The following is a 19,821-nucleotide window of genomic DNA, read 5'->3' as shown; positions in this document are numbered from 1 at the left end:
AACCGTAATCCATCCTGTGCGTCAACCAAATTTCTTGATTTCCCTGCTGATTGCTTAACTTTGCGGCAGTTTTGCCGCGAAAGGGGCATTTTGCTGGTTCATCACATCATCCCGTTGTCACCTTCGCGGATTTTCCAGCCGCTGACGGCAGAGATAACGCGGCGCAATCCGGATACGGAGTAACCGCCGATGAGGTCTTCGTCTTCCCGCGGCGAGCCGATCATAATTTCCGCATCGACGCCGTGGCGGTAGGCGCCATGATGGCTGATGACGGTACCAATAAAGCATTTCCCACCGAGCCAGACGGGGATATAGGCCACCGTTTCATAGACGTAGTAAGAGGCGACGCCGCTGTAGTAGTTATCCGCTTCATCTGATGATGTACCGGGCGGGATAGGGCAGATGGGCCCGTCTTCCGCGTGACCTTTTTTATCTTTCAGCAGGTTGCTTTGCATCAGTTCCAGCGATTTGAGTAAATCGTCCCGCTCCTGTGCCGTGAGCGCCGGAGTCAGCGGCCGATCTTTTTCCGGTGAACTTAGCGTCTCCAGCCTGTAGCGATAGCGAATCGTCACGGCGGGACTCCTGTCCGTCGGGCTGAAGGGGCGCAGCAGATACAGGTTGTCTTCGCCGAACTGGCCGTTGTACCACAGTGCATACACCTGGCCGTTGATTCTGACCCACTGGTTCCACTGATTGGCGCCGCGGCCGTTGAGGGAAAACAGCGCCCCGGGTACGCCAGCATCGAAATCATCGTCGTCATCGGTATCGCTATGATCTACGGTATCAAACGTATTATCCCCCCGCCTCAGCACGCCGGTGTAGCTGAAGAGCCCGGTCCCGCCGATATAGCTGTCGATGATTAAATCGCGCTTACCGTCATTATCAAGATCGACCAGCGTGAAGCTGACCTTACCGTTTTCTGAGTCGGCGCTGATATCGGAGTGAAGAAAAGCCTGCCACTCATCGTCGCTGATATCGACCGCGGGTTTGTTGGTCGATACCAGAGAGTCATCCGCGTAGGTCAGCGTAAAATTCGTGACGTGCCCGGTGAGCGGGAACTGCCCGGCAACTTTTTTCAACGCCAGTTCCGGGTTGCTCTTTTGCTCTTTCAGCACCGCGTTATACAGCGCCTTGAGCGCCAGATTATCGGCATCCTTCTGCTGTTTTGGCCGCACCTGACTGACGAACGTGGGCAGCATCCAGGTGCCGCCAGGCGTGATTTCACGACACATACCGGTCGTGTATTTCAGACTCTGCACGAAGGTTCTGCCGTCCCACACCCGCTCTTCACCGTTGACGCAGTCGGCGATGCCGCGCCCTTTGGTGAAAAAGGTGATCACGCCATCGGCATAGCTGGATGCATCGGTGGTGATCGGCTGTGGTTTAGCGAGAGGGGTATTTTCCACCACCCACATTGCGTACCCGTCGTTATATGCGGCGCGCCAGCACAGGGCCTCGATGAGTGAATGGGTTTTATCGAGAGGGGTTGTGGTTATCTGCCGTTCCTGAGGCGGAATATCTTTATTTTGCCAGTCATCACAGCGGCTGTTCAGCAACGGGGTCAGTTCTGGCAGCAGCTTCTGCCGCTGTTTTGCCGTCAGCGGTTCGCTCTGGGCGTTGCGGAGCGTCGGGGCGGCGATAATTTCCGGAGCCGGAATGGCGCTGAGCGTGTTGTCATCGTCGGCATCGCCTTTTCGCACCAGCGCATCTGTGCTGCCCAGGCGCTGCTGAAACTCATCAATCTTCAGAAACACCGCGCTGCTGCCCGCGCTGGAGAGCGGTTTACGCTGGCCGTTAAGGGCAATTTCGATACGATTATCATGCTCCAGCGCCTGAATCAGGGCGGCGGTTTGGCTGCTGTCGAAGCGAAAATGGCTGTCGTCTTTGGCCTCCAGCGTACCGCGATCCTGGTTGTCGATCAGCAGGTTAACCGTGGCGTCCTGGGGAATATCATGATCGGTCTGGGCGAAGGTCACCTGAGCGCTTACGCGCTGTCCGGCGCCCGCATTACGGGTCAACAGGACGCTGATTTCTCCCATGTTGACGCCATAACCTGCGGCCCGACAGGTGCCGGTATTATCGCAGGCGACTTCCCAGTCTTTATGCGCGAAAGAAAAACCCTGAACAGGCGCGGCCAGGAGCGATGCAGGGCATAGCCCCATGATGGCAGCCCATAGGAGAGGACGCATATAAATCCCTGTAGACATATCGATGTAGGGGGAATTATACCCTTCGCACTTCAAGTTGCATCTCTGTTGACAACGGGTGCGGTACCTCATGACCTGCCGTAGGTCATGAGGACACGGCTGCCCTGACGCGTCCTCTTCCGGGGAGAGATGGGCGGCTTAACGTCGGTAAAAGCGCAATCAGGTTAAGGCGCCACCCGCCCGACATTGGGCAAAGCGCAGAATATCTTCTGCCAGGCGTTGGGCGGTATCGACATCGGCCTGACTGCGTTTTATCAGCAGACGGCTCAGGCAGCCTTCAACAATCAGCTCCATCTGTTTGGCCACCATCGCCGGGTCGTCCACTTCCAGCTGGGTCAGCAGTTCGTGGGTATTGGCCAGAGAAGCCTGCTTTTGTTGTTCCGCCAGCTGATGGATAGGGTGCTGGGCATCCGGATAAAAGGTGCAGGCGGCGATAAACAGGCAGCCGGGATAGCGATGGTTGCTCACGCATTGGGTTAATGCGCCGTAGCGCGCCAGCAGCTTTTGCTCCGGCGTGAGCGTGTCGTCGAGCAGCAGCTGACGGCGCCAGGCATCAACCTGATGACTGAGGTAACGCAGCGCATCGTACAGCAGCGCTTCACGATCGGGCCAGAAACGCTTGAGGTCAGCGAGCGGGTAAGAGACGCGTTCGGCGACCATTTCCAGCGTGGTGTTGGCAATACCTTCAATTTCGAGAATTTGTATGGCTTCACCCAGGACATCTTCACGTTGCACGGTCTTCTCCTCCATTTTTCCTCCTAAAGTGTCGTTCACGGTTGCCAATCGTGCAAATGGGCGCTGAATGTCGCCGCATCCATAAACCCGGTGACGCGCTGCGCGGGCTGCTCTTCGCCCTGCCTGTTAAAGAACAGAATGGTCGGCAAGCCGAGCACCTTCAGGTGTTTCAGCAGAGCCACATCCTCGGCGCTGTTCTTCGTCACGTCTATCTGCAACAGAACGGTCTCTTTCAGGGCCTGTTGTACTTCGGTCGTGCTAAAGGTGTATTTTTCGAACTCTTTGCAGGCGACGCACCAGTCGGCGTACAGGTCGAGCATAACCGGTTTACCCTTTGCCTGCGCCAGCGCCTGGTCGAGCTCCGCGACGTTACCGATCTGCGTAAAGGACAGCGGTGACTGCTGCCGGGCTACCGGCTCGCCAAAAGCCCAGTCCTGCAGCGGACGTGCGCTGACCAGCGCCGCACCGAGCATGATGATTTGCACGAGGCGCAGCCAGGGGCGGGATGCGCCGAGCGCGGTAATAAAAGCCCAGCTAAAGAAGGCCACGCCCAGCAGCGACCACAGGCGCAGGCCCCAGGGTTCGCCGACGATACGCTCCAGCAAAAAGACCGGAAGCGCCAGGATCACAAAACCGAATGCGGTCTTCACATGGCTCATCCACGGGCCGCTCTTCGGCAACAGACGGTTGCCAAATACGGTGACCAGGATCAGCGGCAGCCCCATGCCCAGCGCATACAAATACAGCGTGCCGCCGCCGAGCCACAGGTTGCCGCTCTGGGCAATATACAGCAGGATGGCGCTCAGCGGCGCGGTGGTGCAGGGCGAACAGATCAGTCCGGCAATGGCTCCCATCGCAAAGACGCCGCCGGGTGAACCGCCCTGGCGTTTGTTGCTCATCAGCGTCAGGCGGGTTTGCAGCGATGAGGGCAGCTGCAGCGTGAACAGACCAAACATCGACAGCGCCAGCAGGATAAAGACCGCAGACAGGCCAATCAGTACGTACGGATGCTGCAACGCCGCCTGAAACTGCAAACCGGCGGCGGCGACCACCAGTCCCAGCGCGGTATAGGTGAGCGCCATCCCCTGCACGTAGATAAAGGCCAGCAGCAGCGCTCGCCCGGTAGAGAGTCGCTGTTTTCCGCCGAGGACAATACCCGAGATCAGCGGATACATCGGCAGCACGCACGGCGTGAAGGCGATACCGATACCTATCAGCAGCGCCCATAGCGCGGAGAAGGGCAGGCTGGCTGGCGCATTCTCGCCGGCGTCGCTCTTCTCCTGCCGGGCAGGCTGCTCGGGTTTGGTCGCCAGCTCAGGACGCTTTTCAACCGGCAGCGGCGGATTAAATTTGGGTTGCCCGGACGAGGGGAGCGCCGGATGGGCGGGGACCGACTCGCCGTTGGATACGGCCAGTACCGTGCGAAGCGGCACCACTTTTGTCTCCGGCGGATAGCAGAAACCCGCATCGGCGCAGCCCTGATATGTCACGGTGAGCGTTGCGCCTTGTTCCGCCTCGCTCAGCGTGACCGGGATGGTGAGCCGCTGGCGGTAAATCTCACTCTTGCCGTAAAACTCATCCTCATGCCACGTGCCGGGCGGTAGCGCCGATGCGGCGAGGGTGGCATTCGCCGGCGTCAGTTTTATCTGCTGGCGGTAGAGGTAGTAACCCTCTTTGATTTGCCAGGTCAGGTTGACGTCCCGCTGGCTCTGCTGGAAATCAAAGGCAAAAGCCTGGTCTGCGGGAACAAAGTCAGAGCGCCCGGGGGCGTCAAATAAGCCGGCGAAAGCGGATGTGCTGCAGAGCAGCAGAATCAGCGTAATGATGCGTTGAGCCATGAGAGGTAATCAGTGTCTCCGTGAGTGACGGGTAAAACCAGTAATTCGGGGGTTTGATACGGGTGATGGGACTTCAGGCAATCCAGTAACGCCTGCTGGTGAGCCCGGTCGGTTTTCAGCAGCATTTGCACTTCATACTCCTGCTCCAGCTTGCCTTCCCAGTAGTAGAGCGATGTCGCTCCAGGCAGAAGTGTGGCACAGGCGGCGAGCTTTTCGGCCAGTACTTTGGCCGCCAGATCCTGGGCGGTGGCTTCATCCGGCGCGGTACAGAGAACAACAACAGCATCAGGCGTAGTCATCGTGAACCTCGTATCAGCGAAAAGAGGCACTATAGCACGCACGATGAGGGGAATAATGAAACGGGCCAGGAAACTGGCCCGAATTTAAGCAGATTTACAGCATGATGCCGCCGATAATGAAACCCAGAATGACGCACAGGGTGATGGCAATCACCCCTGGGATCAGGAACGCATGGTTAAAGACATACTTGCCGATACGCGTTGACCCGGTGTCGTCCATTTCGACCGCCGCCAGCAGCGTAGGATAGGTTGGCAGCACGAACAGCGCGGAGACGGCAGCAAACGAGGCGATGGCGGTCAGCGGGGTGACGCCAAGCAGCAGCGCAGCCGGCATCAGCGCTTTGGTGGTTGCGGCCTGGGAGTAGAGCAGGGTCGCGGCGAAGAACAGCACCACCGCCAGCAGCCACGGATAGTTGTGCAGCAGGTCGCCGGCTACGGTCTGGATGTCGGTGATATGCGCTTTGACGAAGGTATCGCCCAGCCAGGCGACGCCCAGGACGCAGACGCAGGCGCTCATCCCGGATTTAAAGGTGCTGGCGTTGAGCACTTCGCTGGTGTCGATTTTGCAGGTGACGCTAATCAACGTGGCGATGGTCAGCATGAACACCACGATCGCTTCGTTACGCGGCAGCACCGGGTTCTGAATCAGCCCGACGGTATCGCTGATGGCGGTCGCGTAGAACATGACCGCCACGATGCCGATCAGAAACAGCAGCACCGAACGCTTTGCATGAGGTTTCAGCTCGAAAACCTGGCTCCCGCGCAGCTTCACTTCACCTTTTGCCAGACGTTCCTGATAAATCGGATCGTCTTTCAGTTCGCAGCCGAGGAAGTTACAGACCACCGCGGTGATCATTACCGCAATCAGCGTCACCGGAATACAGATGGCCAGCAGCGTCAGATAGCTCACGCCCAGCGGCTCGAGGATCCCGGCAAAAAAGACCACCGCAGCGGAAATCGGCGAGGCGGTAATGGCAATCTGCGAGGCGACGACGGCGATAGAAAGCGGACGGGACGGGCGAATGCCCTGTTCTTTGGCGACCTCGGTAATGACCGGCAGGGTAGAGAACGCGGTATGACCGGTTCCCGCCAGCACGGTCATAAACCAGGTGACCAGCGGAGCAAGGAAGGTAATGTATTTCGGATGGCGTCTGAGCATACGCTCGGCAAGGCTGACCAGATAATCCATGCCTCCGGCCACCTGCATTGCGGCAATAGCGGCGATAACCGCCATGATGATTTCAATGACGTCGAAGGGAATCGCGCCAGGTTTGATTTGAAAGAGGAGCGTCAGGACGAGGACGCCCAGACCACCGGCAAAGCCGATGCCGATACCGCCGAGCCTGGCTCCCAGGTAAATCGCCAGCAGGACAATCACGAGTTCTGCACCAAACATATACGCCTTCCTTGTTTTTTAACAAGTTGATATTGAATTGTTGTGATTTAGTAAACCTAAAAATGCAAAAAAGGCATGTCATTGCTGACATGCCTCTGGGTAGTTTAACCTGAAAGCTTACTGTTCGCTTTCATCGGTATAACGCTTCGCTTTATAGGCCGGATGCATCAGGTTTTGTGGCGAGAAAATATCGTCCAGTTCCGCTTCGGTCAGTAATCCACGCTCCAGAACCACTTCCCTTACGCTCTTGCCGGTTTCGGCGCAAATCTTGCCGACAATATCGCCATTGTGGTGGCCGATAAACGGGTTGAGATAGGTGACGATACCGATGGAGTTATACACATAGCCTTCGCACACCGCTTTGTTGGCGGTAATGCCGTTAATGCATTTTTCCAGCAGGTTGTAGCAGGCGTTAGTCAGGATGTGGATAGATTCAAACATCGCCTGGCCAATAACCGGCTCCATGACGTTCAGCTGCAGCTGACCGGCTTCCGAGGCCATGGTCACCGTGGTGTCGTTGCCAATGACCTTGAAGCAGACCTGGTTGACCACTTCCGGGACGACCGGGTTAACTTTCGCCGGCATGATCGATGAACCCGCCTGCAGCTCTGGCAGGTTGATTTCGTTCAGACCCGCGCGCGGGCCGGAAGAGAGCAGGCGCAGGTCGTTACAGATTTTGGACAGTTTCACCGCCAGACGCTTCAGCGAGCTGTGTACCATCACGTAGGCGCCGCAGTCGGAGGTGGCTTCAATCAGATCTTCCGCCGGAACCACCGGCAGGCCGCTGACTTCCGCCAGTTTTTGTACCGCCAGCTGCTGGTAGCCATCCGGTGTATTCAGGCGCGTACCGATGGCGGTGGCGCCGAGGTTAACTTCGAGCAGCAGTTCTCCGGTACGCAGAATGCTTTTGATTTCTTCATTCAGCAGCACATTAAACGCGTGGAACTCCTGGCCGAGCGTCATCGGCACGGCGTCCTGCAGCTGGGTACGCCCCATTTTCAGGACATCCTGGAATTCGACGGCTTTATTCTGGAAACCGTCACCCAGCTGGTTGATGGCGTCGGTTAATTTCAGCAGGGACGCATAAACCGCGATACGGAAACCGGTCGGGTAGGCATCGTTGGTGGACTGGCATTTGTTAACGTGGTCGTTCGGGTTCAGGTACTGGTATTCACCTTTCTGATGACCCATCAGCTCAAGGCCAATGTTGGCCAGCACTTCGTTGGTGTTCATGTTGACGGAAGTGCCTGCACCGCCCTGGAACACATCAACCGGGAACTGGTCCATGCATTTACCGTTATTCAGAACTTCATCGCATGCGGCAATAATGGTGTTCGCGACGCTTTTAGGAATGGTTTGCAGTTCCTTGTTGGCCATCGCGGCGGCCTTTTTGACCATCACCATGCCGCGCACGAACTCAGGGATATCGCTGATTTTGCTATTGCTGATGTAGAAGTTTTCAATCGCTCTCAGAGTATGAACACCATAGTAGGCGTCAGCTGGAACTTCCCTGGTACCCAACAGGTCTTCTTCGATACGAATGTTGTTTAACATGTGAACCTTCTTTTTCAAGCTGCCAATGAATTCACCAAATACGCAGAATTTATGGGATTTTGCGCATTTTCTTGCCGAAGATTATTTCCTTAATCGGCCCGGTGCCCACGATCATATGCTGATGATAGCGAATGTCAGCAACCTTGATCACTTATTATGTCGAGAAGGGTATAAGAATTATTAATCTGTGAAATGAGTCACCGCTTTGCCGTTCTTGAAAAAAATAAGCGCTTCTGCCGATTGAAATGCGCTGTTTTAGCCCAATATTGATGTGATGCGAAAAGCACACCGATGACTGCGGGGGCCGATAGTGAACCCCGCTAATGAAGGAGACGCCAGTGCGTTGGATTCCGTTTATTGCCATTTTTTTATACGTTTACATTGAGATATCGATCTTTATCCAGGTGGCTCACGTGCTTGGCGTTCTGTTGACGCTGATTCTGGTGATCTTTAGCTCGGTGGTCGGTATGTCGCTGGTGCGCAACCAGGGCTTTAAAAACTTTATGCTGATGCAGCAGAAAATGGCGGCTGGTGAAAGCCCGGCTGCAGAAATGATTAAAAGCGTATCGCTGATTATTGCCGGTCTGCTGCTCTTGCTGCCGGGGTTCTTTACCGATTTCCTCGGCCTGCTGCTCCTGCTGCCGCCGGTGCAAAAACACCTGACCCTGAAGCTGATGCCGCACCTGCGCTTTAGCCGGATGCCCGGCGGTGGTTTTAGCGCCGGAACCGGAGGCGGTGAGACCTTTGACGGGGAGTACCAGCGCAAAGATGAAGAGCGCGACCGTCTGGATCACAAAGACGACCGCTAAGCCATCAGCCCCGGCATGGCCGGTCTGATACGGTAATAAAGATGATGAGCCGGATATGCGTTGCGCTATCCGGCTTTTTTTATGCGATGTTTCATTTCCGATGAGGGGAGGGCAGTGCTGCCGCACGGCGCTTTGGCAGCCACAGCGCGGCCATAACCAGCAGGGCGTACAGGCTTTTCCAGCCGACCATCGCCAGTAACAACAGGCAGAGCAGGCTCCCGATGAACGCCAGAACCCGATAGCGCCCCCGCAGCAACCGGCAGCCCGCCAGCATGCACAGCAGATAAATCATAATAAAGATGCCGTTGGCATAGACGATCAGCGCATCAAGGTCGATATCCAGCCAGTAGATGCCTAGCGTGCTGATGACACAGCAGCCCAGCACCACGTTGAGCGCATTGCGTGGGATTTGCTGCGGCGAGAGGCGGGCGAGGTAGCTTTCTGGCTTGTATTGCGCCTGCGACCAGACCAGACGGGCAAAGCTCTGAATATAGATATTGAGGCTGGCGAAGCAGGCAAGATAGCCAATGACGCAGGCGATCCACAGCGCCTGCACGCCAAACAGACGCACCACGATATTGGGCAGCGATGCGGCGGCGGCCATATCGCTGCCGAAGGCGTGAAAATGCAGGACCAGTACGGTACAGGCCCAGTAAACGGAGCCCGCCAGCAGCAGACCGATCATTAGCGCACGGGGGAAATCGCGCTCCGGGCGTTTAAATTCCGATGCCAGGTGGGCGAAGGCTTCAAGGCCGACGAAACACCAGAACATCACCGACAGGGCGGCAAAAAGCCGGGAGCGATCGATATCTTCCGGCGCCGGAAAGGGAATTTGCGCCGGGCTAATCCCGCCGCGCCACCAGATAGCGGCGATCAGCGCGACGATCAGAACCGCTACCAGCGTTTGTAGATTCGCGCTGGAGCTTGCGCCCCGCGACCCGACCCACCAGACGATGGCCAGCGTACCCAGCTCCGCGAGCAGCAGCTGGCTGTCGTGCCAGCCAAACAACGCCTGACCGAAGCCGGTGGCGATATGCAGCGCCGCCGGTAGCCCAACCGGAATGACCGACAGGAACAGCCAGCCGGTGACGCGTTCCATATGGCCACCAAACGCCATATTGACGAAGTGCGCCACGCCGCCCGCGCTGGGGAAGTGGCGACCAAGAACGGCAAAGACGATCGCGATCGGGAAGACCAGCAGAATGAGCGCGGGCCACGCCCACAGGCTGTTATCTCCCGCAACCAGCGCGGCAAGAGCGGGAACGGCGAAAACGCCGGTGCCAAGTAGCGACGTAGAAAGCAGCCCCACTCCCTGAGCCAGACCTAACTCCTGTTTTAAACCACTCATGATGCCATCCTGCCGTGACAAAAGATCGATGGTATCACAATCGTTTTTGCTTATGACGGTGGCAGACCTGCATCTGTTTCTGTGCGTTAGCGCACGCGGAAAATTTTTTTTTAACTTCCCCCCTTGAAGCGCGAAAACCCACCCCCATCTCTCAGGCACTAGCCGGAAAACCGTATACGGGCCGGTGTCACCCATAACTGATAATGACTTTCTCAAAGGAGAGCTATCAATGAGTATTCGTCCGTTACATGATCGTGTGATCGTCAAACGTAAAGAAGTTGAAACCAAATCTGCAGGCGGCATCGTTCTGACCGGTTCTGCGGCAGCCAAATCAACTCGTGGCGAAATCATCGCTGTCGGTAAGGGCCGCATCCTGGAAAACGGAACTGTGCAGCCGCTGGACGTTAAAGTTGGCGACATCGTTATTTTCAACGACGGCTACGGTGTGAAATCTGAAAAAATCGACAATGAAGAAGTGCTGATCATGTCTGAAAGCGACATTCTGGCAATTGTTGAAGCGTAATTCGCGCGCGAAACTGAACGAATTTGAGGAATAGAAAAAATGGCAGCTAAAGACGTAAAATTCGGTAACGACGCTCGTGTAAAAATGCTGCGCGGCGTGAACGTACTGGCAGATGCAGTGAAAGTGACCCTGGGCCCGAAAGGCCGTAACGTGGTTCTGGATAAATCTTTCGGTGCACCGACCATCACCAAAGATGGTGTTTCCGTAGCGCGTGAAATCGAGCTGGAAGACAAGTTCGAAAACATGGGTGCGCAGATGGTGAAAGAAGTTGCCTCTAAAGCGAACGACGCTGCAGGCGACGGTACCACCACCGCAACCGTACTGGCTCAGGCTATCATCGCAGAAGGCCTGAAAGCCGTTGCTGCTGGCATGAACCCGATGGATCTGAAACGCGGTATCGACAAAGCTGTCGTGGCTGCCGTTGAAGAACTGAAAACGCTCTCCGTACCGTGCTCCGACTCTAAAGCTATTGCTCAGGTTGGTACCATCTCCGCTAACTCCGATGAAACCGTAGGTAAACTGATCGCGGAAGCGATGGACAAAGTCGGTAAAGAAGGCGTTATCACAGTTGAAGACGGTACCGGTCTGGAAGACGAACTGGACGTCGTTGAAGGTATGCAGTTCGACCGCGGCTACCTCTCCCCGTATTTCATCAACAAGCCGGAAACTGGCGCTGTTGAACTGGAAAGCCCGTTCATCCTGCTGGCTGACAAAAAAGTCTCCAACATCCGCGAAATGTTGCCGGTTCTGGAAGCCGTTGCGAAAGCAGGCAAGCCGCTGGTTATCATCGCTGAAGACGTTGAAGGCGAAGCGCTGGCAACTCTGGTGGTCAACACCATGCGCGGTATCGTGAAAGTCGCTGCTGTTAAAGCACCGGGCTTCGGCGACCGTCGTAAAGCTATGCTGCAGGACATCGCTACCCTGACTGGCGGTACCGTTATCTCAGAAGAGATCGGTATGGAGCTGGAAAAAGCGACTCTGGAAGACCTGGGTCAGGCAAAACGCGTTGTGATCAACAAAGACACCACCACCATCATCGATGGCGTGGGTGAAGAAGGCGCAATTCAGGGCCGCGTTGCTCAGATCCGTAAGCAGATCGAAGAAGCGACTTCCGACTACGACCGTGAAAAACTGCAGGAGCGCGTAGCGAAACTGGCTGGCGGCGTTGCGGTAATCAAAGTCGGTGCAGCTACCGAAGTTGAAATGAAAGAGAAAAAAGCGCGCGTTGACGATGCTCTGCACGCAACCCGTGCTGCGGTAGAAGAAGGTGTTGTTGCTGGTGGTGGTGTTGCGCTGGTTCGCGTTGCCGCTAAACTGGCTGGCCTGACCGCTCAGAACGAAGATCAGAACGTCGGTATCAAAGTTGCGCTGCGCGCGATGGAAGCTCCGCTGCGTCAGATCGTGTCCAACGCCGGCGAAGAGCCGTCTGTTGTTGCTAACAACGTGAAAGCGGGTGAAGGCAACTACGGTTATAACGCGGCAACTGAAGAATACGGCAACATGATCGACTTCGGTATCCTGGACCCGACTAAAGTGACTCGTTCTGCTCTGCAGTACGCTGCATCCGTTGCTGGTCTGATGATCACCACCGAGTGCATGGTGACCGACCTGCCGAAAAGCGACGCAGCCGATTTAGGCGCTGCTGGCGGCATGGGTGGCATGGGCGGTATGGGCGGCATGATGTAATCGTGCGCTATACCCCTTAGAAACAAAGAAACCCCCGGGCAGAAATGCTCGGGGGTTTTTCTTTTTCTCATCTTTTTAGTATAAGGTGTACATCCGGGCCAGCGCGTCCAGCTCATTGATCATGGGGAATAACATGCAGGTAAGATATTTAGCAGGGATTGTCGGCGCAGCATTATTGTTAGCGGGTTGCAGTTCCAGCAACGAACTGAGCTCAGGCGGACAGAGCGTACGCTTTGTTGAAGATAAGCCGGGTGCGGATTGCCAGCTGTTGGGGACCGCGACGGGCAAGCAGAGCAACTGGCTGTCCGGGCAAAACGGTGATGAAGGCGGCTCCATGCGTGGTGCAGCTAACGCGCTGCGCAACCAGGCCGCGGCGATGGGCGGCAACGTGATTTATGGCGTGAGCAGCCCGACGCAGAACCTGCTGTCGAGCTTTGTGCCAACCGATAGCGAAATGAACGGCCAGGTCTATAAGTGCCCGAACTGATGTGATTCCGGGCCTCTTCCGACGAGGGTAAGAGAGGCTCGGGCGATCTCCGCGCGTTCAGTCAGGCTGTGAATCGGAGGTCTGCCAGCTTTTCCCCGGCAGACCTTTTCACGAATGTTGTTTTAAGCCCAAATCCAGCGGCGTCTTACTTGGCTCACCGCCGATTTCCCGTGCCAGTCTTGGTACCATATAACCTGAAACCAACGTCAGCAGTTCGCGCATAATGGCCCGGGCCTCTTCATCTTCGACCATAAAATGGGCCGCGCCCTGGACTTTATCCAGCACGTGCAGGTAATAAGGCATGACGCCAGCATCGAACAGGGCATTGCTCAGAGCGGCCAGCGTGTGTGCATTGTCGTTGACGCCGCGCAGCAGAACGCTTTGATTCAACAGCGTGACACCGGCTTGACGCAAGCGCGCCATCGCAGCGCGGAAATCGGCATCAATTTCATTGGCGTGGTTAATATGATTGACCAGCAGCACCTGCAGCGATGAGCTGGCAAAGCGTGCGGCCAGCGCATCGGTAATCCGCGCCGGGATGACGACAGGCAGGCGGCTGTGAATGCGCAGACGCTTAATATGCGGGATAGCTTCCAGCTGGGTGAGCAGCCAGTCCAGCTCATGGTCTTTCGCCATCAGCGGGTCGCCGCCGGAAAAAATAATTTCATCGAGCTGCGGATGCGCGGCAATGTACTCCAGCGCCGCCTGCCAGTTACGCTTATTGCCTTGATTTTCGGCATAAGGGAAGTGTCTGCGGAAGCAATAGCGGCAATTTACCGCGCAGCCGCCCTTGACCAGCAGCAGCGCCCGGTTGCGGTATTTATGCAGCAGACCGGGTACCACGCTGTGCTGTTCTTCCAGCGGATCGGTGGAAAAACCCGGTGCTGAAATAAACTCATCTTGCGAGGTAAGTACCTGACGAAGCAGGGGATCGTTGGGATTCCCCTGCTCCATACGGGCGATAAATGCCCGCGGCACGCGCAGGGCGAAGAGGCGTTTTGCCTCGCGTCCCGCCAGCAGGTTCGCGTCAGCGTCTACATTTAAAAGATGCAGCAGTTCATCGGGACTGGTCACAACATCTGCAAGTTGCGTTAACCAATCTTCTCTGGATGGGGTATTTAGGGTTACAATATGCGCCATTTTGTGGCTTAGCTACCAATTAACAAATTTAGAGGGCCTTATGGCGACTTACTATAGCAACGATTTTCGTGCCGGTCTTAAAATCATGATGGACGGCGAACCTTATGCCGTTGAAGCCAGTGAATTCGTAAAACCAGGCAAAGGCCAGGCTTTTGCCCGCGTTAAGCTGCGCCGTCTGCTGACCGGGACTCGCGTAGAGAAAACCTTCAAATCTACCGATTCCGCCGAAGGCGCAGACGTTGTTGATATGAACCTGACCTACCTGTACAACGACGGTGAGTTCTATCACTTCATGAACAACTCCACTTTCGAGCAGCTGGCTGCCGATGCGAAAGCCGTAGGCGATAACGCAAAATGGCTGCTGGATCAGGCTGAGTGCATCGTGACCCTGTGGAACGGCCAGCCTATCTCCGTCACTCCGCCGAACTTCGTTGAGCTGGAAATCGTGGAAACCGATCCGGGCCTGAAAGGCGATACCGCAGGTACCGGCGGTAAACCGGCGACGCTGTCTACTGGCGCAGTGGTTAAAGTTCCGCTGTTCGTTCAGATTGGCGAAGTCATCAAAGTGGATACCCGCTCTGGCGAATACGTATCCCGCGTGAAGTAATTCATGCCATAGAGGGTTGGCGCAGCAGCGTGCTGCGCCTGCTATAGCCGTTAAGGAAATAGCCGTTAGGGAAACCGCAGGTCATTAACCGCAGGCAGGGAAGATGAACAACGCGATAAAACTTCTGCTGGTGTTCTCTCTGAGCGCAACGTTGCTTACCGGATGCAATACCGCCCGTGGCGTTGGCGAAGACATCCAGGGGCTGGGGCATGCGATTTCGCGTGCGGTCAGCTAAGCGCCTTTTTGGCCGATCTTTTGCTTTGATCACCGCTTCGCTGTACCGTTTCGCTTACACCTTCCGCTAATTCTCTCCTTTTCTCTTAAAAAACGCTGAGATTCCGCCATCCTGGGTCAGGTTGTCTATGCTTATAGGGCACGATAACTAAAACTGGTAATAAGGATGACATTATGGTGAAAAAAGCAATTGCAGCGTTCTTTACGGTTTTGGCCCTCTCTTCTGTGCTGACCGCATGTAATACAACACGTGGTGTGGGTCAGGATATTTCAGAAGGCGGCAGTGCCATTTCTGGGGCTGCGACAAAAGCTCAGCAATAGACCCTGACGGTACGGTGACTGGCCGTACCGTTCTTTCCATCGTCCCTGCTGCTGGTTATAATCTCCGTGCTTTCATCCACACCTTACGGGACGACCTGTAAGCGTATCGCATTCGGGGACGGCCCCATCAAGGGGGTTTTGTGTCCTGGTTTATCTTGTTTATCGCCGGTCTGCTGGAAGTGGTCTGGGCGGTTGGTCTGAAATACACCCACGGTTTTAGTCGCCTGGTGCCAAGCGTGATCACGATTGTGGCTATGGTACTTAGCATGGCGCTGCTGTCATGGGCGATGAAAACGCTGCCTGTCGGCACCGCCTATGCGGTGTGGACGGGAATTGGCGCAGTAGGCGCGGCGATCACCGGGATCGTCCTGCTGGGCGAGTCCGCCAGCGCCATGCGTATTGCCAGCCTGGCGTGTATCGTTGTCGGTATTATCGGGCTGAAAATCAGCGCGCACTGACTAATAGCGCTGGTTAACCCAGATAAGTTTGCTGACGTCGAAGCCCTGTCGGGTGGCGATGTCCAGCATCTGCTGTTTCACTTCCGGTGAGACTTTCGGCGAGCGGGCCAGTAGCCAGAGATAATCGCGGTCTGGCCCGCAGACCAGCGCGTAGCGATAATCTTTATCCAGGGCGATCACGTTGTAGCCGCCGTAGAAAGGGCCGAAAAAGGAGACTTTCAGCGCTGCTCGGGTCGGCTGGCCGGTGAAGTAGGCCACGCCATCGGTTTTCTGCCACATGCCCCGGTCGGGGTTATAGCCTTTGTTTACCACATCTAGTCCGCCATCATCGCGCAGGCTGTAGGTGGCGGTCACTTTTTCAAGACCACTTTCAAACTGATGGTCGAAGCGGGCTATTTCATACCAGGTGCCGAGATAGCGCTGGGTATCAAATGGACTGACCACCGTTACGCCTGGTGGCGGCGTTGGCGTGCTACAGGCAACAAGCAGAAACGAGGCGGCAACAACCGCAATAACAGGCAGCACACGCATAGCATTTTCCTTGCTGGCTTTTTAGCTAAGTGTAGATTCTGTCTGGAGAAAAGTGGGGATATTTTCTGCAAAAGAGAGCCCGATAACAGAATGCTACCGGGCTTCAGGGAGGTTAAATGAATAACACGCCAATCAGCGTCACAACGGTCAGGATCGCGGCCAGGCCGTAGAAGACCCACTTACCATTCGGAACGTGAATTTTCAGGTCGTGCATGGCGTGATGGATGCGGTGTAGCCCGCACCACAGCGGCAGGACGATCATCAGGAAGATAAAGGCGCGGCCCACAAAGCTCTGGGCAAAGCCCAGCACGCGTTCGTAGCTGAATGCATCGCCTGGCGCCAGGCCTAGCGGCAGCAGAATACCGACCAGTAGCACCATGACCGGAGCGACAATCGCGCCCCACATGCCACCTGCGCCAAACAGCCCCCAGAATACCGGTTCATCGGAACGTTTCGGGTTGGGATTGATCATTTCAGCCTCCTTACCAGAACAGGGCAACAAACAGGATCACCACGGTCACCAGCGCGGTCACCACCCAAAGCCCTTTAATCACCGGCTCTGGCCCCATTTTTTCACCCTTAATAATGATATTGGCGGCTTTCGGCGCCAGCTCAAACCAGGTTTTTGTGTGCAGCAGGGCGGCACACAGGGTGATAAGGTTCAGGACCACCACCACCGGGTTTTGCAGGAAGCCCACATAGCCAGCCCAGCTTTCTGCGCCATGCTTCAGGGCAAACAGACCGTAAATCAGCACGATACTGAACCATACCGTTGGCACTGCGGTTCCTTCACGCACCATATAGAAGCGATAAAACGGCAGTTTTTTCCACCAGGTGGACGTCATCGGCCGCACGTAGGGTTTGCGTTTAGTCGTCATCATGCACTCCTTAGCGTGGTTTCAGGGTCGCGATAAGAAAGTCTTTCGAGCTTTCTACCTTGCCCTGCTGAATGGCGGCTGCCGGATCGACATGCTTCGGACAGACTTCCGAGCAATAGCCCACGAAGGTACAGGTCCAGACGCCGTTCTGACCGTTAAGCTGCGCCATGCGCTCCTTCTTGCCGTGGTCGCGACTGTCTTCGTTGTAGCGATGGGCGAGGGTGATGGCCGCCGGGCCGATAAACTCCGGATTAAGACCAAACTGCGGGCAGGCGGCGTAGCACAGGCCGCAGTTGATACAGCCGGAGAACTGATGGTATTTGGCCATTTGCGCCGGAGTTTGCTTGTTTGGCCCCTGATCCGGTGTGCGCGGGTTGCCAATAATATAGGGCTTAATGGCCTCCAGGCTCTCGATAAAGTGGGTCATATCGACCACCAGATCGCGCTCAATCGGGAAGTTGGCCAGCGCCTCAACCTTAATGCCCTTGGTGTATTCGCGCAGGAAAGTTTTACAGGCCAGTTTCGGCACTTTATTGACCATCATCCCACAGGAACCGCAGATCGCCATGCGGCAGGACCAGCGATAGCTGAGGTCCGGCGCAAGGTTATCTTTGATGTAACCCAGCGCGTCGAGCAGCGAGGTTTGCTCATCATAAGGCACTTCATAGAACGCGCTGTGCGGTGCGGCGTCCACTTCCGGGTTGTAGCGCACCACTTCAATTTTGAGGTTCTTCATCTCAGCCATTTGCCGTCTCCTTCTTCTCGGCTGCTTCCGCTTCTGCGCCATATACGCGTTTCGCCGGCGGCAGAGTGGTGATTTTCACCTCGCCGTACTCCAGGCGTGTGGTGCCATCTGCATCGCGGAAAGCCAGCGTATGTTTGAGGAAATTGACATCATCACGTTCGGTGCAGCCTTCATCCAGGCGCTGGTGCGCGCCGCGTGACTCTTTACGTGCAATAGCGGAGTGCGCCATACATTCGGCAACGTTCAGGCCATGGCCCAGTTCGATGGTGTAGAGCAGGTCGGTGTTGAAGACGCTGGAGTTGTCGGTAATGCGCACGCGCTTAAAGCGCTCCTGCAACTCCGCCAGCTTATCGATGGTTTTCTGCATCAGTTCCGGCGTGCGATAGATACCGCAGCCTTCTTCCATCGACAGCCCCATTTCATCGCGAATTTTCGCCCAGTTCTCGTTACCTTCCTGATTAACGAGATCTTTCAGCCGTTTTTCTACATCGGCGGCCTGCGCGTCCAGCGCCGCAACGTTCATTTCACCGGCTTGTGCGGCGCGCTTCATCGCTTGTTCACCGGCGAGGCGGCCAAATACCACCAGTTCTGCCAGCGAGTTGGAGCCGAGGCGGTTGGCGCCATGCAGGCCGACGGAAGAACATTCGCCAACCGCGAACAGGCCTTTAATCCGCGTTTCACACTGCTGGTCGGTTTCAATGCCGCCCATCGTGTAGTGGGCGGTCGGACGGACCGGAATCGGCTCTTTCACCGGGTCAACGCCGACATAGGCTTTGGCCAGCTCGCAGATAAACGGCAGGCGTTCAAGCAGCTTTTTCTCACCGAGATGCCGCAGGTCGAGATAGACCACGTCGCCGCGCGGCGTCGGGATGGTGTTACCTTTACGCCATTCGTGCCAGAAGGCCTGGGAGACTTTGTCGCGCGGACCGAGCTCCATATATTTGTTTTTAGGCTCACCCAGCGGCGTTTCCGGACCCATGCCGTAATCCTGCAGATAGCGGTAGCCATTTTTGTTAACCAGAATACCGCCTTCACCGCGACAGCCTTCCGTCATCAGAATACCGGAGCCGGGCAGGCCGGTTGGGTGATACTGAACAAACTCCATATCGCGCAGCGGTACGCCGTGGCTCAGCGCCATGCCCATCCCGTCGCCGGTAACGATGCCGCCGTTGGTGTTGTAGCGATAAACACGTCCCGCGCCGCCGGTCGCCATAACCACCGCATTTGCGCGGATTTGGACCAGCGAACCTTCCATCATATTCATCGCCACCAGGCCACGGGCCTGACCATCGTCGACCAGAATGTCGAGGACGAAGTGTTCATCGAAGCGTTGGATTTGGGGGAACTGGAGGGAGGTCTGGAACAGGGTATGCAGCATATGGAAGCCGGTCTTATCGGCGGCAAACCACGTACGTTCGATTTTCATCCCCCCGAAGCGGCGCACGTTGACGCTACCGTCCGGACGGCGGCTCCACGGACATCCCCACTGCTCAAGCTGGGTCATTTCCGTGGGGCAGTGGTGGACAAAGTAATCGACGACATCCTGCTCGCAGAGCCAGTCGCCACCGGCGACGGTGTCGTGAAAATGGTACTCAAAGCTGTCATGATCCTGTGCAACGGCAGCAGAACCTCCCTCGGCCGCAACGGTATGGCTGCGCATGGGATAGACTTTTGAAATCAGTGCGATTTTGGCATGTGGATTTGCCTGCGCCGCGGCAATAGCGGCGCGAAGACCAGCTCCGCCAGCGCCAATAACAGCAAGATCGGCTTGAAAAGTTTGCACGACATTCCTCCAGTTTTTGTATATTTCGCCGCCGGACTGGCGAAAAAGTATCACTGCTCCTTTATAGGTAAAGGAGTATAGCCGTAGGGTTGATGGGGAAAATTGATGTGTTCGATTTTTTTGTCAATATGTGCGCCGGTTTATCAGTTCTGGTGATGAATTCTCTTCGGCAACACCTTTCCCGTCGGTCACAGGGGGGGCGGTTCGCACAAAATTTGTTTCACCCGACGGTTACGAGTAGA

At 56.1% G+C, this 19,821-nt stretch carries 21 protein-coding genes; 8 read left to right on the top strand and 13 right to left on the bottom strand.

Annotated features, from left to right (window positions below):
* Positions 1-101: 101 nt before the first annotated feature.
* The 6 genes from DSD31_RS23735 to aspA all read right to left on the bottom strand — a co-directional run bounded on the left by DSD31_RS23735 (position 102) and on the right by aspA (position 8,029).
* Positions 102-2,189, bottom strand: coding sequence for a DUF1176 domain-containing protein (locus tag DSD31_RS23735; protein ID WP_113991348.1), 2,088 nt, complete (start codon positions 2,187-2,189; stop codon positions 102-104).
* 177 nt (positions 2,190-2,366) lie between these two features.
* A complete protein-coding gene (locus DSD31_RS23730; RefSeq protein WP_015585335.1) occupies positions 2,367-2,942 on the bottom strand; it encodes a transcriptional regulator in 576 nt (191 codons plus the stop codon).
* A 35-nt stretch (positions 2,943-2,977) separates the two neighbouring features.
* Positions 2,978-4,780 (bottom strand): protein-disulfide reductase DsbD, encoded by a 1,803-nt coding sequence (locus DSD31_RS23725; protein ID WP_048025176.1) that lies wholly within the window; start codon positions 4,778-4,780, stop codon positions 2,978-2,980.
* A complete protein-coding gene (gene cutA / locus DSD31_RS23720; RefSeq protein ID WP_004856939.1) occupies positions 4,756-5,079 on the bottom strand; it encodes a divalent cation tolerance protein CutA in 324 nt (107 codons plus the stop codon). The genes DSD31_RS23725 and cutA overlap by 25 nt, the downstream gene beginning before the upstream one ends.
* A 94-nt stretch (positions 5,080-5,173) precedes the next feature.
* Entirely contained in the window at positions 5,174-6,475 is a 1,302-nt protein-coding gene (locus tag DSD31_RS23715; protein ID WP_004856943.1) for an anaerobic C4-dicarboxylate transporter, read from the bottom strand.
* Positions 6,476-6,592: 117 nt separating this feature from the next.
* Positions 6,593-8,029, bottom strand: a complete 1,437-nt coding sequence (gene aspA / locus DSD31_RS23710; protein WP_004856946.1) for an aspartate ammonia-lyase — start codon at positions 8,027-8,029, stop codon at positions 6,593-6,595.
* Positions 8,030-8,367: 338 nt separating this feature from the next.
* Here aspA and DSD31_RS23700 point away from each other — a divergent pair, with 338 nt between their 5' ends.
* Positions 8,368-8,838, top strand: coding sequence for an FxsA family protein (locus DSD31_RS23700; protein WP_004856948.1), 471 nt, complete (start codon positions 8,368-8,370; stop codon positions 8,836-8,838).
* Positions 8,839-8,929: 91 nt separating this feature from the next.
* Here DSD31_RS23700 and yjeH read toward each other — a convergent pair whose 3' ends face one another.
* Positions 8,930-10,186, bottom strand: a complete 1,257-nt coding sequence (yjeH, locus tag DSD31_RS23695) for an L-methionine/branched-chain amino acid transporter (RefSeq protein WP_113991347.1) — start codon at positions 10,184-10,186, stop codon at positions 8,930-8,932.
* 229 nt (positions 10,187-10,415) lie between these two features.
* On the opposite strand from yjeH, the gene DSD31_RS23690 reads away from it, so the two are divergent.
* From DSD31_RS23690 to DSD31_RS23680, 3 genes are all read left to right on the top strand, one after another.
* A complete protein-coding gene (locus DSD31_RS23690) occupies positions 10,416-10,709 on the top strand; it encodes a co-chaperone GroES (RefSeq protein WP_003855929.1) in 294 nt (97 codons plus the stop codon).
* Between the two features lie 39 nt (positions 10,710-10,748).
* Positions 10,749-12,395 carry a chaperonin GroEL gene (gene groL / locus DSD31_RS23685; protein ID WP_004856960.1) on the top strand — a complete coding sequence of 549 codons (1,647 nt, stop codon included), beginning with the start codon at positions 10,749-10,751 and terminating at the stop codon, positions 12,393-12,395.
* A 133-nt stretch (positions 12,396-12,528) separates the two neighbouring features.
* The gene (locus DSD31_RS23680) at positions 12,529-12,882 is read left to right on the top strand and encodes a DUF4156 domain-containing protein (RefSeq protein ID WP_004856962.1); all 354 of its coding nucleotides are present in this window, start codon (positions 12,529-12,531) and stop codon (positions 12,880-12,882) included.
* Positions 12,883-12,990: 108 nt separating this feature from the next.
* On the opposite strand, the gene epmB is transcribed toward DSD31_RS23680, so the two are convergent.
* Positions 12,991-14,022 carry an EF-P beta-lysylation protein EpmB gene (epmB, locus tag DSD31_RS23675; protein ID WP_064359452.1) on the bottom strand — a complete coding sequence of 344 codons (1,032 nt, stop codon included), beginning with the start codon at positions 14,020-14,022 and terminating at the stop codon, positions 12,991-12,993.
* A 40-nt stretch (positions 14,023-14,062) separates the two neighbouring features.
* Between epmB and efp the strand changes: the two genes are divergently transcribed.
* The 4 genes from efp to sugE all read left to right on the top strand — a co-directional run bounded on the left by efp (position 14,063) and on the right by sugE (position 15,642).
* Positions 14,063-14,629: an elongation factor P gene (efp, locus tag DSD31_RS23670; RefSeq protein WP_004856970.1), complete on the top strand. Its 567-nt coding sequence runs from the start codon at positions 14,063-14,065 to the stop codon at positions 14,627-14,629.
* Positions 14,630-14,732: 103 nt separating this feature from the next.
* Positions 14,733-14,864 carry an entericidin A/B family lipoprotein gene (locus tag DSD31_RS23665; protein ID WP_088883513.1) on the top strand — a complete coding sequence of 44 codons (132 nt, stop codon included), beginning with the start codon at positions 14,733-14,735 and terminating at the stop codon, positions 14,862-14,864.
* Between the two features lie 173 nt (positions 14,865-15,037).
* Positions 15,038-15,184, top strand: a complete 147-nt coding sequence (gene ecnB, locus DSD31_RS23660; protein ID WP_004097935.1) for a lipoprotein toxin entericidin B — start codon at positions 15,038-15,040, stop codon at positions 15,182-15,184.
* A 140-nt stretch (positions 15,185-15,324) separates the two neighbouring features.
* Positions 15,325-15,642, top strand: a complete 318-nt coding sequence (gene sugE / locus DSD31_RS23655) for a quaternary ammonium compound efflux SMR transporter SugE (RefSeq protein WP_004856976.1) — start codon at positions 15,325-15,327, stop codon at positions 15,640-15,642.
* Here the strand turns inward: sugE and DSD31_RS23650 are convergent, their stop codons facing one another.
* The 5 genes from DSD31_RS23650 to frdA form a co-directional block, all read right to left on the bottom strand.
* Positions 15,643-16,173 (bottom strand): lipocalin family protein, encoded by a 531-nt coding sequence (locus DSD31_RS23650; RefSeq protein WP_004856979.1) that lies wholly within the window; start codon positions 16,171-16,173, stop codon positions 15,643-15,645.
* Positions 16,174-16,285: 112 nt separating this feature from the next.
* Complete coding sequence (gene frdD, locus DSD31_RS23645; protein ID WP_004856982.1) at positions 16,286-16,645, bottom strand: fumarate reductase subunit FrdD; 360 nt, start codon at positions 16,643-16,645, stop codon at positions 16,286-16,288.
* Between the two features lie 10 nt (positions 16,646-16,655).
* Positions 16,656-17,051 (bottom strand): fumarate reductase subunit FrdC, encoded by a 396-nt coding sequence (gene frdC / locus DSD31_RS23640; protein ID WP_004856985.1) that lies wholly within the window; start codon positions 17,049-17,051, stop codon positions 16,656-16,658.
* Positions 17,052-17,061: 10 nt separating this feature from the next.
* On the bottom strand, positions 17,062-17,796 hold the full coding sequence (gene frdB, locus DSD31_RS23635) for a fumarate reductase iron-sulfur protein (protein ID WP_004856988.1): 735 nt from the start codon (positions 17,794-17,796) through the stop codon (positions 17,062-17,064).
* Complete coding sequence (frdA, locus tag DSD31_RS23630) at positions 17,789-19,579, bottom strand: fumarate reductase (quinol) flavoprotein subunit (protein ID WP_004856991.1); 1,791 nt, start codon at positions 19,577-19,579, stop codon at positions 17,789-17,791. Before frdA ends, frdB begins: the two co-directional genes overlap by 8 nt.
* Positions 19,580-19,821: the final 242 nt, after the last annotated feature.

The organism is Klebsiella sp. X13 (assembly GCF_003323835.1).
GTDB lineage: Bacteria > Pseudomonadota > Gammaproteobacteria > Enterobacterales > Enterobacteriaceae > Klebsiella > Klebsiella ornithinolytica.
This window is presented reverse-complemented; position numbering and strand designations above follow the sequence as displayed.